Source organism: Thiohalophilus sp. (genome assembly GCF_034522235.1).
GTDB lineage: Bacteria > Pseudomonadota > Gammaproteobacteria > UBA6429 > Thiohalophilaceae > Thiohalophilus.
On the sequence record NZ_JAXHLN010000003.1, the window covers coordinates 937,838 to 952,134 of the forward strand.

Here is a 14,297-nt window from a genome sequence, read left to right on the forward strand (position 1 = left end):
AGGATGAGTGAAGAACTGTTAATCAATGTCACGCCGCAAGAGACTCGCGTCGCCTATGTGGAAAACGGAATGTTACAGGAAGTGCATATCGAACGGGCACGTAAACGGGGTCTGGTCGGCAATATTTATCGCGGCAAGGTCAGTCGGGTTCTTCCCGGGATGCAGGCGGCATTCATCGATATGGGACTGGATCGCACCGCCTTTTTACATGTTTCCGATATCGCGGTACATGGGGACGGTAACGATGAAAAAAACTCGCAGACCATTATGGAACTGTTGCGTGAAGGCCAGGAAGTTATTGCTCAGGTGATCAAGGATCCGATGGGTTCCAAAGGCGCGCGCCTGACCACCCAGTTATCAATTCCTTCGCGTTATCTGGTTTACATGCCGGGCGCCGAGCATGTCGGTGTATCGCAAAAAATCGATGAGGAAGCCGAACGTCAGCGCCTGAAGGAGATCGTTGCTCGCCGTGTGTCGGAGTTTGAACCTGGCGGTTATATTGTGCGTACCGTGGCGGAGGGGGTCTCCGAGGAGGCTATACTCAATGATATGCGCTTTTTGCAAAAATTGTGGACGGCCATTCAGGAGCGCAGTCAGATAAGTAATGGTGAAGACGATAATCTTCTCTACGAAGATCTGCCGCTGGTGATGCGCACCATGCGCGATCTGAGTGGTAGCGATATCGAAAAAGTCCGCATCGACTCCAATGAAACCTATGAGCGTGTCAAAAAATTTGCTTCCCGGTTTATTCCCAATCTGGTCAATCAGATTGAATACTATCCGGGCGAACGACCGATTTTCGATCTTTATGGTGTCGAGGATGAAATCCGCCGGGCACTGGAACGCAAGGTGCAACTCAAGTCAGGAGGGTATCTGATCATCGATCAGACCGAGGCGATGACTACCATTGATGTCAATACCGGCGCTTTTGTCGGACATCGCAATCTCGAGGAAACGATTTTCAAGACCAATCTTGAAGCCACCCAGACGATCGTGCGCCAGTTGCGACTGCGCAATCTGGGTGGAATTATTATCATCGATTTTATCGATATGGTGGATATCGAGCATCGACGGCAGGTGCTGCGGGCGCTGGAGAAAAACCTCGAGCGGGATCACGCCAAAAACCATATCAGCGAAGTCTCGAGCCTGGGATTGGTTGAGATGACCCGCAAACGAACCCGGGAAAGTCTGGAACATATTCTCTGCGAACCCTGTTCTACCTGTAACGGGCGCGGCACACTGCTGACAGCGGAAACAGTTTGTTTCGAGATTTTTCGTGAGATACTGCGCGAGGCGCGTCAGTTCGATGCACAGCAGTTTCTGGTCCTGGCGGGACAGCCGGTGGTGGATATGCTGCTGGACGAGGAGTCCACCAGTGTGGCCGAACTGGAGGAGTTTATCGGCAAACCAATCAAGTTCCAGGTTGAGTCCGAGTATACCCAGGAACAGTTCGATGTAGTGCTCATGTAACGAATGTCTGCCTCAAACTGACAGAGTGATGATAGTTTAGGTGTCTACTGTAAAAAAATACCTGCGTATTGCACGGCGTACCCTCTGGTACAGCCTGGCGGCTTTGCTGGTTACCCTGGCCGTGCTGGTTTCCCTGTTTCGAATATTTCTGCCCGATCTGACCGCTTACCGTGCCGATCTGGAACAGTTTGCCAGTGCGTTTCTGGATCATACCGTCAGAATCGAATCCATGGACGCGCGCCTGGTCGGTTTTACACCGATGTTGATCTTCGATGACGTCTACATGCTGGATAAAACCGGCGAGCGAGAGCTGGTACGTTTTGAACAGGCCCGGCTCGGTGTAGCCTTGTTCGATTCGATTCGCCAACGCCAGGTGGTACCCCGAAACTTTACCATCGACGGAATCCAGCTGGCGATTACCCGGCAGGAAGACGGGCGTTTTCTGCTACAGGGTGTGGATGTCCAGGACCTCGAAAAAACCTTCCAGCCCGATCGAGCACGTGGTTCTGCTGAGCTGGCAGACTGGTTGTTCAAACGCAGCAGCCTGGCATTGCGTAACAGCACGATTTTGTGGAAAGACCTTAAGCAGGATGGTGAAACACTGCGCTTCGATGACGTGAATCTGATACTTCGAAACGATAACCAGCGGCATCAGCTCAATGTCCAGGTCAATCTGCCGCAGCGGATGGGTGAGCGTTTTGATGTTGCCATGGATGTGCGAGGCAATATTCTTAATCCGCGTGAGATGAAAGGCAAAATCTATATGCGCGGTGATGCCGTGCAGCTCGATAAATGGGGCGTCAAACCCGCGTATATGGGCGTCAGCTTGCACTCCGGTATGGCGGATTTTCAGATTTGGGGAGATTGGGAGAATAATGCGATTCAGAAGATCAGCGGTGATTTGACTGCCTATGATCTCAAACTGTCTCTGCCGGTAATGGATAAACCCTACGATATTCAACTCATGGGCGGGTTGTTCGATGTCGATAACCGGGGTAACGGTTGGCGGCTCAATGTCGATCGTTTTCAGTATATGAGCGGCGGTGATGTCTGGCCTCAGACGCGCTTCCGTATCAGTCATCAGAACAGTGAAGAAGGCGTATCAGATTGGCGTGTGGATACCGACTATTTTCGCCTTGAGGATGTCGCAAACCTGTTGTTGCAGACCAATTTGCTGGATGAACAACAGTCCGGGTTTCTGAAAACGGCAAAACCGGCCGGTGATATGCGGAGTCTACATTTTTATCACAGGAAGGATGCACAGGAGCGGGCGGCTTATCAGCTTCAGGCCGAGTTTGATCAGCTTTCTACCCGTCCGTGGCGTAACTTGCCGGGTGTTGACGGCCTGGAAGGGCGGATTATTGCAGATGAACGGCAGGGCCGCCTGCAACTGACATCCGCTTCCGGGGCACTGGATTTACCGCGGCTGTTCCGTGAGCCGTTGGAGGTGAGCCGTTTAGAGGGCGATGTGCAATGGCACGATGAAGGCGATAGCTGGCGCATACACAGTAACGAGCTGCAGGTCGACACAGATGATATCGAAGTGGCTGGTGATCTGCTGCTGAGTTTTCCCAAGGAATCATCGATCTCGCCTTATCTCGATTTGCAAGTCAGCTTTGAAAACGGCAAGGCGGCATCTGCCGAGCGTTATTATCCGACCGGTATCATGAAAAGCGAGCTGGTCAACTGGCTGGATCGCGGTATTGTCGACGGTCATGTCAGCCAGGGTGGCATGGTATTTAACGGTCGCTTGAAGGATTTTCCGTTTCGTGACCATCAGGGACAGTTCAAGGTCGAGTTTGATGTCCGGGATGCGACGCTGGACTATCGGGAACAATGGCCCGAGCTCAGCGGAGTTGACCTGTCAGCTGTTTTGACCGGGCGGGGGGTGGAATTGCTGGTCCAGCGCGGCAAACTGTTTGATATGCGGCTTTCCCCGTCCCGGGTACGTATCGCAGATTTTAGATCACCGAAATTGCAGTTGCAGGTAGATGCCAACGGTAAGTTGGTTGATGTCGCACGGATTTTAACGGCGAGCCCGTTGGCGCCGGGGGGACGCGCCTTTGTGCAGCGTTCGGGGATCGAAGGCAGGGCGCATACCCGGTTTGAGGCGATGATTCCTTTGAACTCGCGTGTCAAGGCACAGTCACCCCTTCGCTATCAGGGCGAGTTAAACCTGGCCAACGGTCAGTTGCATCTGTTGGACGGTCAGCTGGAACTTGTTGAGATCAACGGTCAAGTTACCTTTGATCAGGACGGTTTATCGTCCAATGGTCTGCATTCTCAACTGCTTGGGGAGACGATCGAGCTGGCGCTCGATAGCCGGCAACTGGAACAGGGCAACCGGCAAATCAGCCTCTTAGCCGATGGTCAGCTGGATGCCGGTCGACTGGCGGAACGTTTTGCCTTGCCGTGGTCCGCTGTGGTGGAGGGCAAAAGTTCATGGCATGGTGCGGTGATCGTGGAAAGTGGCACGGAGCTGGGCCAGCCGCCACTTGTCCGGATCGGGTCCGATCTGGAGGGGGTCCGCTCGGAGCTGCCGTCACCATTGAATAAAGGGGCGGGGGAACGCGCCCGGCTGAGCACTGAAATACGATTTCATGATAATGGACAGAGCCGCATTTCGGTCAACCTGGGAAACAAGCTGGATGCCCGGCTGGAACTGGAGCAGACCGAACGCCACACAGGATTGACTCGCGGTGTGCTGCACGTTGGTTCGGCATCGGCACAACTGCCACCGGATCGTGTCCTGCTGATCGACGGTGCACTGGATGGTTTCGATCCTTCCGCCTGGGAGGCATTAATAAAGGACTTACAACAAGCGGATATCCTGGATGGAGGCTTGAATCTGCCGATCCGGCTTGATATGGAACGGTTGGTCGTGGTTAAGGCAGCAAAGCAGTCGGATGAAGAGTCTGCCGGGTCATCGGCCGGTTACTCGCCGCCGCCGGACAAGTTTCCGGAGATCAGCGGCCGTATTGATCAGTTGCAATACGGCGAGCACAGGCTCGGGCGTCTGGATTTTGAGCTCCGATCGCTGCAAAAAGGGCTGAGTTTGCGGCGCCTGCTGTTACAAGGTGAAAACCTGCGCCTGCATGCCAGTGGTGACTGGTTATATGAATCGGGCCTACATACCAGTAAGGTCAATTTCGAAATGACCAGTCCCAATCTGGGCAGGTTTCTGGAAGAGCTGGGTTATTCGGCAATCATCAAGGGGGGCGATACGCTGCTCCGCGGCGACTTGCACTGGGCGGCCCCCCCGGCCGCCGTGACAGCGGGGTTGCTGAACGGCACGATTCAGCTGCAGGTGGATGACGGCAGTTTCGTCCAGGTCGAACCCGGCGCCGGTCGTTTGCTGGGGCTGTTCAGTTTGTCGGCCCTGCCGCGGCGTTTAATGCTGGATTTTCGTGATACCTTTCAGGAGGGTTTCAGCTTCGACGAGATGCGCGGACGCGTCCAGCTCCGTGACGGCAACGCCTACAGCGATAATCTGCGAATTAGCTCGCCGGTGGCGGAAATCCGGATTCGGGGACGCACCGGATTGGCCGCCCGCGACTTCGATCAACGGGTCACCGTGACCCCCCGGGTCGGTGACAGCTTGCCGATAGCCGGGGGCCTGCTGTTCGGAACCCAGGTCGGGGCGGCAATCCTGTTTCTGGAAAAACTGTTCGGGGGCGGGATCGACAAGGCGTCGGCGAAGCGTTATCACGTGACCGGCAGTTGGGAAGACCCCGTTATCACACCGTTGGACAGTGTCCCGGAATAACCCCAAGGACGATCTCCGAACTGTATAATGCGCCGGTTTTGTGATCGGCGCAGAACTGTCAGTTTTCGACATCACTGATCCGGGCGCCGGTTTAATGATATTCTTGGCCTATGATCAAATCCCTTCTGACAGTCATCCTGTTCGGTGTTTGTCACCTTGTGGTGGCCGATGCCGCGCACCGTTTGAGCCTGGAGCAATGGTCGGTGCCCCGCAGCGCCAAATCGGTGGTGGCCATGCCGGCACTGTCCCGGGCCATGCAGGATTTTCAGGCAACGCCCGGCGCCCGTCTGCGGGTTCATTATCCCGGGGGTGAACAGGGCAGTGTGTGGGCGGCGGAACTGCGGACCTGGCTGATCGCCCTGGGGGTTCCCTCCACCGCTCTTGAAATGCGCGCCGGTAGCGCCAATATCGATGTTATCGAGCTGGAGATTATTTCCGATGGCCAGAAAACCGCGCCGATTATGACGATACTGCCCGATGACCCCGCGGCGAATAACCCCTGAGTATTACGCCTTTTCCCCAGTGTGAACGAGGTACAAGCATGAAACGTGTGGCAGCTATCCAGATGGCTTCCGGGCCCAACGTGGGCGCTAATCTGACCGAAGCCGGCCGACTGATCAACCGGGCGGTGGACGCCGGTGCGGCATTGATCGTGCTGCCGGAAAATTTCGCCATCATGGGCATGCACGAAGTCGACAAGGTCAAGGTGGGTGAGCAACCGGGCAAAGGGCCGATTCAGGACTTTCTGGCCGAACAGGCCCGCAAGCACGGTATCTGGATTGTCGGTGGTACGCTGCCGCTGCAATCCGATGATGAACAGCGTATTCGCGCCGCCTGTCTGTTAATCGATGATCAGGGGCATCAGGTGGCGCGTTATGACAAGGTGCATCTGTTTGATGTGCACCTGGCAGAGAATGCCGAAATCTATAACGAATCACAAACCATCGAGCCGGGGCGCGAAGCCACTGTAGTGGATACGCCTTTTGGTCGCCTGGGCATGGCGGTCTGTTACGATCTGCGTTTCCCCGAACTGTTCCGGAGCATGGCTGATCAGGGTGTGGATCTGGTCGCGCTGCCGTCGGCCTTCACCGCCATTACCGGCAAGGCTCACTGGGAGGTGCTGGTACGGGCCCGCGCGATCGAAAACCTGATCTACGTGGTCGCGGCGGCCCAGGGCGGTTACCATGTTAACGGGCGCGAAACCTATGGCCACAGCATGATTGTGGACCCGTGGGGCATGGTGCTCGACGAATTACCTAATGGTTCCGGCTTTGTCAGTGCCGAGCTGGATCCCAGGCGCATCGCCGATACCCGGCGCAATTTCCCGGCGCTGCAACATCGCAAAATACCTTGTAAAGTGGCCTTATGACACAACCCGCACTCGATATCGCACAGGATCTGTTACTTGCTCCCGCCGGTCTGGGGGAACAGGAACTGCAACGCACTCTCGATCAACTGCTGGGACACAGCGTCGACAACGCGGATCTCTATTTCCAGTTTGCCCGCCAGGAGTCCTGGGTGCTGGAAGACGGCATCGTCCGCGAAGGCAGTCACAACATTGATCAGGGGGTCGGGGTTCGCGCCATCAGTGGCGAGAAAACCGGCTTCGCCTATTCCGACGAAATCGTGCTGCCGGCCCTGACCGAGGCGGCCAATGCCGCCCGCGCCATTGCCCACAGCGGCCAGTCCGGCCAGGTCCAGGGCTGGCAGCGCCGCGCCGGCCATGCGCTGTATCGCCCGGCTGATCCCATCGACTCGCTCGCCACGGCGGACAAGATCGCTCTGTTGCAGGCCCTGGACAAGGAGGCGCGGTGCCAGGACCCCCGGGTCAAGCAGGTGATCGTCAGCCTGGGCGGGGTGCAGGAGGTGGTGCTGGTTGCTGCCAGTGACGGCACCCTGGGCGCCGATGTGCGCCCGCTGGTACGCCTCAATGTGCAGGTGATTGCCGAGCAGAACGGCCGTCGCGAGCAGGGCAGCGCCGGCGGCGGTGGTCGGGTCAGTTACGACTATTTTCAGCAGGCGGAGCGCGGCCTGGATTATGCCCGCGAGGCGGTGCGCCAGGCACTGGTCAACCTGGAAGCGGTCGACGCCCCGGCCGGCAGCATGCCGGTGGTGCTGGGCCCGGGCTGGCCCGGCGTGCTGCTGCACGAGGCGGTCGGCCACGGCCTGGAAGGCGATTTCAACCGCAAGGGCAGCTCGGCCTTCGCCGGGCGTATGGGTGAGCAGGTGGCCTCGACCCTGTGCACCGTGGTCGATGACGGCACCCTGGCCGAGCGCCGCGGCTCGCTCAACGTCGACGATGAGGGCACCCCGACCGGGCATACCGTGCTGATCGAAAACGGGATTTTAAAAGGCTACATGCAGGACAAGATGAACGCCCGGCTGATGGGCACGGCCTCCACCGGCAACGGCCGGCGCGAATCCTACGCCCACCTGCCCATGCCGCGCATGACCAATACCTACATGCTGGCCGGGGAGAGTGATCCCGAAGAGATCATCGCCTCGGTGGAGAAGGGCCTCTACGCGGTCAACTTCGGTGGCGGCCAGGTGGATATCACCTCGGGCCGGTTCGTCTTTTCCGCCAACGAGGCCTATCTGATCGAAAACGGCAAGGTGACCCGCCCGGTCAAGGGGGCCACCCTGATCGGCAACGGCCCGGAAGTGATGAATAAAGTGGAAATGGTCGGCAACGATCTGCAACTGGACAGCGGCGTCGGCGTCTGCGGCAAAGAAGGCCAGAGCGTCCCCGTCGGCGTCGGCCAGCCGACCCTCAAGATCAGCAGCATCACCGTCGGCGGGACAGCTTGAAAAACTTTTCACCGCAGAGACGCAGAGATCGCAGAGGATACAAAGTAATGTTGAATGTTTAATGCTGAATTTTGAATTAAACGCCTGTCCGCAATTCAAAATTTAAAATTCAACATTCAAAATTATACCTCCGCGCCTCCGCGCCTCCGCGTCCTCTGCGTTAATCATCGCGGTGTGAGAAAAGTGATTCAGTCCGGGGCCATGAGGTTTTTGAGGTACTGGAACAGTTCACGGGCGGCTTTGGGGGGCTTGTTGTCCTTTCTTTCTTTGTGGGCGCTGCGGATCAGTTGACGGACGTGCTGGCGATCGGTGTCGGGCTGTTCTTCCACTAGTGATTCCAGTGCGGCGTCGCCGTCGGTTAGCAGCCGCTCGCGCCACTTCTCCAGCTGGTGGAAGTGTTTGATGTCTTCCTCAAAGGGATGCATGACCCGATCATAGGCCTGTTGCAGGGCCTCGGCGTCACGCTGGCGGATCAGCTTGCCGATAAACTGCATCTGGCGTTTGAGGGCGCCGTGCTGTTTGATGCGTCGGGCCTCGAGGATGGCCTGGCGCAGCTCATCATCCAGCGGGATTTTGTCCAGATCCGCTGGTGACAGTTTGGTCAGTTCGCTGCCGAGATCCTGCAGGGCGTGACATTCCCGCTTGCGCTGGGATTTACTGATCCACTGTTCGTCATGCTCATCGTAAGTCATGGCGGCTATTTTACCCGCTAATGACGGGGAGTCGACCAGAAAATACGCTCTGCCGGCCCCAAGGGGCGTTTGTTCCATTTCCCGCGGGCCCGTAGAATGGCTTAATTAGCAGAAAATGAGAGATCCATGTCTGACAAGAATGTGAGTACCAGCGACGTCACGGCGCTGTTCGACGCCGAACGTTATCAGCAGATGGTGGCCGACATGCTCGGTGAAGCAAAGCGGCTGGGAGCCAGCGCCGCGGAGGCGGCGGTCAGTCTCGAGTCCGGCCTGTCGGTAACGGTTCGTCTGGGCGAGGTGGAAACGGTGGAACACAACCGGGACAAGGGTCTCGGGATCACGGTCTATTTCGGTCAACGCAAGGGCTCGGCCAGTACCTCCGACTTTGGTCCGGCCGCCATTGGCGAGACTGTCAAGGCGGCCTGCGATATCGCCCGTTATACCGAAGAGGATGCCAGCGCCGGCCTGGCTGATGCGGCATTGATGGCGGCGAGTATCCCGGATCTGCAGCTCTACCATCCCTGGGCGATCGGCGCCCCCGAGGCGATCGAACGGGCCCTGGCCTGTGAAGCTGTGGCGCGGGGCTTTGATGCGCGCATCACCAACTCCGAGGGGGCCAGCATTACCAGCCACAGCGGGCTGCGGGTTTACGGCAACAGTCACGGTTTTGTCGGGGCCTATCCCAGTTCCCGGCACAGCATGAGCTGTACTGTCATTGGCCAGGACGAGTCGGGCATGCAACGGGATTACTGGTACACCCTGGCCCGGGATCCCGGGCAGCTCGACAGCGCCGAGTCGGTCGGGGAACGTGCGGCCCGGCGCACGGTTTCACGCCTTGGCGCCCGTAAACTCACCACCCGTCAGGTGCCGGTGATGTTCGAGGCCGATGTGGCCCGGGGGCTGCTCGGGCACCTGGTGCGCGCCATCAGCGGCGGCGCCCTGTATCGCAACGCCAGCTTCCTGGTGGATTCACTCGGCCAGCAGCTGTTCCCCGAGCGGGTGCGTATTGATGAACGCCCCCACTTGCCCGGTGCGCTGGGCAGTGCGCCGTTTGATAACGAAGGCGTGGCGACCGCACCCCGGACCCTGATTGAAGCGGGCGTGTTGCAGGGCTATGTGCTCGACAGCTACAGCGCCCGTCGGCTGGGCATGCAGACCACCGGCAACGCCGGCGGCGTGCATAATTTATATATTAATCATGACGATCTCAGTCGCGAGCAGTTGCTGCAACAGATGGGCAACGGTCTGCTGGTGACCGAAGTGATGGGGCAGGGCGTTAACAACGTGACCGGTGACTATTCGCGCGGCGCCTCCGGCTTCTGGGTGGAAAACGGCGAAATCCAGTATCCGGTTGAAGAGATTACCCTGGGCGGCCGGTTACAGGATATGTACCTCGGGCTGCAGGCCGTCGGCAACGACGTTGACGCCCGCGGCAACATCATCACCGGCTCCTGGCTCATCGACAACCTGACCGTCGCCGGGGACTAAGTCAATTTTGAATGTTGAATTTTAAATTTTGAATTGCGGACAGGCATTTAATTCAAAATTCAGCATTAAAAATTCAAAATTAGTCTGCGCCTCCGCGTCTCTGCGGTGAAAATCCTTTAAATCAGAAACAGCGTCGCCAGGCCGAGGAAGGCGAAGAAGCCGACGACGTCGGTGACGGTGGTGAGGATTACTGAGCCGGACAGGGCCGGGTCGCCGCCCAGTTTCTTGAGGAGCAGTGGAATCACGGCGCCGGAGATGGCGGCCATGATCAGGTTGATCAGAATCGCGGCGGCGATGACCAGGCTCAGCTTGAAGCTGTCGAACCAGAACCCGGCGACACTGGCGATAACGATGGCCCAGATCAAACCATTCCAGATACCTACTCCGAATTCTTTTCTCAGGATCGTTTTGGCATTGGTCGCACTGATCTTACCCAGCGCCATGCCGCGAATAACCAGGGTCAGGGTCTGACTGCCGGCGATGCCGCCCATGCTGGCGACTACCGGCATCAGCACGGCCAGCGCCACCAGTTTTTCGATGGTGCCTTCGAACAGGCCGATGACCCAGGCGGCCAGCAGGGCGGTAAGCAGGTTAATGCCCAACCAGACACTCCGCCGCCGGGTACTGGTGAGCACCGGTGCGAACATGTCCTCTTCCTCGTTCAGACCGGCCATGCTCATCAGGGAGTGGTCGGCTTCTTCGCGAATAACGTCGACCACGTCGTCGATGGTGATACGCCCCATCAACTGACCGTCTTCGGTGATGACCGGGGCGGTGATCAGGTCGCGGCGTTCAAAGAGGTTGGCCACGTCGCGGGCCGGCATGTCGACCGGGATACCGATGACATCATGCTCCATGACCTCCGCGACGCTCATCTCCGGATCACTGGTCAAGATGATCGTCAGGGGCAGCAGACCCTGAAAGCGGCCTTCGCGATCGACGACGAACAGACTGTCGGTCGATTCGGGAATACTGCCGCGGCGGCGCAGATAACGCAGGACCACATCCAGGCTGGTATCGGCCCGGACGGTGATCATGTCCAGATCCATCAAACCGCCGGCGGAATCCTCCGAATAAGAAAGGACCGAGCGCAGCCGCTCGCGCTCCTGCTGCTCCATGGAGAGCAGGATCTCCTGGACGATATCACGCGGCATTTCCGGCAGCAGGTCGGCCAGATCGTCGGTATCCAGGGACTCGGTGGCGGCAACCAGCTGGTCGGTGTCCATCCGGTCCATGATGGCGCTGCGCACATCATCGGCGAGATGGACCAAGATCTCCCCTTCGGAATGAAGGGGGACGTGCTCCCAGACTACCTGGCGATCAGCGGAGGGGAGGGATTCGAGCAGATGGGCGATTTCCTGGGGATGCATCTCCTCCAGAAAATCCTCGATCTGTTCATGATCTTCGTCTTCGGCGTGGAGGATAGCGAGAAGTGACTGCAAAACGTCACGATATTCCTCTTTTGTTTCCACTTCGGCCATCAGTCCATTCCCGTATCCACCCGCCTGAAAGTTTAACAAGCCCGATGCTAAGTTGGGAACTGTCCGGGGGACTTTTATTGGTCAGCAGATGGATTGCGCAAAGCCGGAAAAACAGGGTTATTCAGGTTCATCAAACCGGTTGTTGATGAGTTCAAGCAGAGCCTGGCTGGCCTGTTCCTCGTCGGGACCGTCGATTTCAAGGTGGATGGTGGATCCCTTGCTAGCGGCCAGCATCATCACACCCATGATACTTTTGCCGTTGACCTGCTGGCCGTTGTAATCGACCAGTATCTCGGCGTCAAACCCGGACGCCAGGGTAACAAATTTGGCCGCTGCCCTGGCATGCAGACCAAGCTTGTTGATGATTTCGACAGAATGTTCCAGCAAGTGTCAGTCTCCGGCGGGTTGAATGACAATAATTCCGTCATGCGCGCCGGAGACGGCTTTTTCCACCATTTCGGGCAGGCTCAATCGGGGATAATTGAGGACCCGGATCAGCATGGGCAGATTGAGTCCGGTGATCACCGCGATGTTGCCGGATTGCAGTTGCCGGGCGATATTACTGGGTGTGGCGCCGAACAGGTCGGTGAGGATCAGAACGCCTTCACCTTCATCGAGCTGGTCGATCTGCTGATGGGCCTTATCCAGTGTTTCCTCGAGTCGGGCATTCATGCCCACGCCCATGCGCGTGATTGTCAGCGGCATGTCACCGATGATTTTGCCGGCTGTATCCAGCATGGCCTGGCCGATCTTGTCGTGCGTGATAAGCAGCACCGCGACGCTCATGTCAGCTCCCTGTGCCGGACGAGAACCCCATCACGTTGTGGATGGAAATACACAGCCAGGCGCTCTACCAGATAAACCGAGCGATGATGCCCGCCGGTACAACCGATAGCGACCGTCATATAGCTTCGGTTATCCGCTTCGAAGCAGCCGATCCACTTCTCTATAAACTGGCGAATATCGTTATACATATCGTGTACGGCGCCATGCCGCTCCAGATAGTCCGCCACGGCCTTGTCCTGGCCGCTCAGGTGGCGCAATTCGGCAACCCAGTGCGGATTGGGTATGCAGCGAACATCAAAAACAAAATCGGCATCCACCGGAATGCCGTGCTTGAAGCCGAAGGACTGGAACAGGATCGATAACTGTGTCCTGGCCGCCCCATGCACCCTGCTGTGGATGATGTCCCGCAATTGGTGGATGTTAGTCATACTGGTGTCGATTCGCAAATCGGCCCGTGATGATATCGGCTCCAGTAACTGGTGTTCCTGCAGGATCGCCTCATTCAGCGGAACTTCGTCGTTGCTCAGGGGATGTTTGCGCCGGGTTTCGCTGAAGCGCTTCAGTAAAGTGAGATTGTCGGCTTTAAGAAAGAAAATCTCACACTGAATTCCGGCCTCGTTCAAAGAGTGAAGCGCATCCGGAAAACTGATTAATTCGCCGGACAGGTTGCGGGCATCAATGCCGACGGCAAACCACTGCTCGCCATGCCGGTTGGCGCGTACGATCTCATCGGCCAGCGATGGGAGCATGCCGATCGGCAGGTTGTCGATACAGTAGTAATCAAGATCCTCCAGAACATGCAAGACCACACTCTTGCCCGAGCCGGAAAGTCCACTAACGATGATTAGCCTCATTATGAAGAACGGGCCCGTTTGATAAGTTCCTGCTGGCGTTCGATGAAGTCCTGTGCGGCATTATAGCCGTTGAGGTAGAGTACATGATTTCTCACGGCCGCTTCAATAATGACCGCCAGATCACGGCCCGGCGCAACGGGTAACCGGACTTCCGGAATATCCACTTCCAGCAGGCGTCGGCTGCGACCGGTATGGTCCAGTCGTTCAATCGGTTCATTCGACAAATCCGGCTCGGTGTCGAGGCGAACAATCAAACGCAGACGTTTGTGATCGAGGATGGCATTGTTGCCGTACATGGCGCGGATGTTCAACACGCCCAGCCCGCGCACCTCGATAAAATCGGTCAGCAGGCTGGGACAGCTGCCGGTGATGGCATCCGGGGCGGTGCGCCGGAATTCCGGGGCGTCGTCGGCTACCAGTCGATGGCCGCGGCTGAGCAGTTCTAGCGCCAGTTCGCTTTTGCCGACGCCGCTGGGTCCGGTCAGCAGCACGCCGATGCCGAAGACTTCCATGAATACGCCGTGGAAGACGGTTTTTTCGGTGAGTTGGTTACTCAGGTAATAATGCAGATGATCGACAATCTTGTGACTGCTTTCGCTGGCAGTGACTAACGGTGTGCCGTTTTGCCGGGCAAATTCGAGCAGGGATTCCGGCGGGCTGATACCACCGGCAATGATGACCATCAGGGGACTGGAGTCATACAGACGTTGCAGTGTATCCTGCAGCGAGTTTTTCCCCAGATTGTCCAGATACTCGAGTTCGGTGTCGGCCAGCACCTGAATATAGTTGGGTCTGACCAGGTTCAGGTGGCCGATGAGACTGCTGTCGGACAGCCGGGCATCCACCTCGGTCAGCTTGCCTTTATTCTGTTCGCCTACAACCCATCTCAAGCCGAGTTCTTTCTGATGTGCCTGAAAGATATCGTTGCTGGAGATCGGGCCGGACATGTTTT

General features: G+C 57.5%; 12 protein-coding genes. 6 read left to right on the forward strand and 6 right to left on the reverse strand.

The features are described from left to right. Window positions 1-3: 3 nt before the first annotated feature. The 5 genes from rng (at window position 4) to tldD (ending at window position 8,044) form a co-directional block, all read left to right on the forward strand. Window positions 4-1,470, forward strand: a complete 1,467-nt coding sequence (gene rng, locus U5J94_RS07600; protein WP_322565041.1) for a ribonuclease G — start codon at window positions 4-6, stop codon at window positions 1,468-1,470. 40 nt (window positions 1,471-1,510) lie between these two features. Next, window positions 1,511-5,236 (forward strand): YhdP family protein, encoded by a 3,726-nt coding sequence (locus U5J94_RS07605; RefSeq protein ID WP_322565042.1) that lies wholly within the window; start codon window positions 1,511-1,513, stop codon window positions 5,234-5,236. 110 nt (window positions 5,237-5,346) lie between these two features. Then, a complete protein-coding gene (locus tag U5J94_RS07610; protein WP_322565043.1) occupies window positions 5,347-5,739 on the forward strand; it encodes a hypothetical protein in 393 nt (130 codons plus the stop codon). 38 nt (window positions 5,740-5,777) lie between these two features. Continuing rightward, window positions 5,778-6,605 carry a carbon-nitrogen hydrolase family protein gene (locus U5J94_RS07615; RefSeq protein ID WP_322565044.1) on the forward strand — a complete coding sequence of 276 codons (828 nt, stop codon included), beginning with the start codon at window positions 5,778-5,780 and terminating at the stop codon, window positions 6,603-6,605. Further along, window positions 6,602-8,044 (forward strand): metalloprotease TldD, encoded by a 1,443-nt coding sequence (tldD, locus tag U5J94_RS07620; protein ID WP_322565045.1) that lies wholly within the window; start codon window positions 6,602-6,604, stop codon window positions 8,042-8,044. Before U5J94_RS07615 ends, tldD begins: the two co-directional genes overlap by 4 nt. 188 nt (window positions 8,045-8,232) lie before the next feature. Here tldD and yjgA read toward each other — a convergent pair whose 3' ends face one another. Beyond that, complete coding sequence (yjgA, locus tag U5J94_RS07625) at window positions 8,233-8,736, reverse strand: ribosome biogenesis factor YjgA (protein WP_322565046.1); 504 nt, start codon at window positions 8,734-8,736, stop codon at window positions 8,233-8,235. A gap of 126 nt (window positions 8,737-8,862) precedes the next feature. Between yjgA and pmbA the strand changes: the two genes are divergently transcribed. Beyond that, the gene (gene pmbA / locus U5J94_RS07630; RefSeq protein ID WP_322565047.1) at window positions 8,863-10,224 is read left to right on the forward strand and encodes a metalloprotease PmbA; all 1,362 of its coding nucleotides are present in this window, start codon (window positions 8,863-8,865) and stop codon (window positions 10,222-10,224) included. 116 nt (window positions 10,225-10,340) lie between these two features. Here pmbA and mgtE read toward each other — a convergent pair whose 3' ends face one another. The 5 genes from mgtE to hprK form a co-directional block, all read right to left on the reverse strand. Further along, entirely contained in the window at window positions 10,341-11,705 is a 1,365-nt protein-coding gene (gene mgtE / locus U5J94_RS07635) for a magnesium transporter (protein WP_322565048.1), read from the reverse strand. A gap of 117 nt (window positions 11,706-11,822) precedes the next feature. Further along, the gene (locus U5J94_RS07640; RefSeq protein WP_322565049.1) at window positions 11,823-12,092 is read right to left on the reverse strand and encodes an HPr family phosphocarrier protein; all 270 of its coding nucleotides are present in this window, start codon (window positions 12,090-12,092) and stop codon (window positions 11,823-11,825) included. 3 nt (window positions 12,093-12,095) lie between these two features. Then, on the reverse strand, window positions 12,096-12,491 hold the full coding sequence (locus tag U5J94_RS07645; protein ID WP_322565050.1) for a PTS sugar transporter subunit IIA: 396 nt from the start codon (window positions 12,489-12,491) through the stop codon (window positions 12,096-12,098). Continuing rightward, window positions 12,488-13,345, reverse strand: coding sequence for an RNase adapter RapZ (gene rapZ / locus U5J94_RS07650; protein WP_322565051.1), 858 nt, complete (start codon window positions 13,343-13,345; stop codon window positions 12,488-12,490). The genes U5J94_RS07645 and rapZ overlap by 4 nt, the downstream gene beginning before the upstream one ends. Further along, window positions 13,345-14,292, reverse strand: a complete 948-nt coding sequence (gene hprK / locus U5J94_RS07655) for an HPr(Ser) kinase/phosphatase (RefSeq protein WP_322565052.1) — start codon at window positions 14,290-14,292, stop codon at window positions 13,345-13,347. Before hprK ends, rapZ begins: the two co-directional genes overlap by 1 nt. Between the last annotated feature and the right edge of the window lie 5 nt (window positions 14,293-14,297).

Coding starts and splice junctions, on each gene's coding strand:
- mgtE (WP_322565048.1), bottom strand. CDS start 11,705: ATGGCCGAAGTGGAAACAAAAGAGGAATATCGTGACGTTTTGCAGTCA.
- hprK (WP_322565052.1), bottom strand. CDS start 14,292: ATGTCCGGCCCGATCTCCAGCAACGATATCTTTCAGGCACATCAGAAA.
- U5J94_RS07645 (WP_322565050.1), bottom strand. CDS start 12,491: ATGAGCGTCGCGGTGCTGCTTATCACGCACGACAAGATCGGCCAGGCC.
- tldD (WP_322565045.1), top strand. CDS start 6,602: ATGACACAACCCGCACTCGATATCGCACAGGATCTGTTACTTGCTCCC.
- U5J94_RS07615 (WP_322565044.1), top strand. CDS start 5,778: ATGAAACGTGTGGCAGCTATCCAGATGGCTTCCGGGCCCAACGTGGGC.
- U5J94_RS07610 (WP_322565043.1), top strand. CDS start 5,347: ATGATCAAATCCCTTCTGACAGTCATCCTGTTCGGTGTTTGTCACCTT.
- rapZ (WP_322565051.1), bottom strand. CDS start 13,345: ATGAGGCTAATCATCGTTAGTGGACTTTCCGGCTCGGGCAAGAGTGTG.
- pmbA (WP_322565047.1), top strand. CDS start 8,863: ATGTCTGACAAGAATGTGAGTACCAGCGACGTCACGGCGCTGTTCGAC.
- yjgA (WP_322565046.1), bottom strand. CDS start 8,736: ATGACTTACGATGAGCATGACGAACAGTGGATCAGTAAATCCCAGCGC.
- rng (WP_322565041.1), top strand. CDS start 4: ATGAGTGAAGAACTGTTAATCAATGTCACGCCGCAAGAGACTCGCGTC.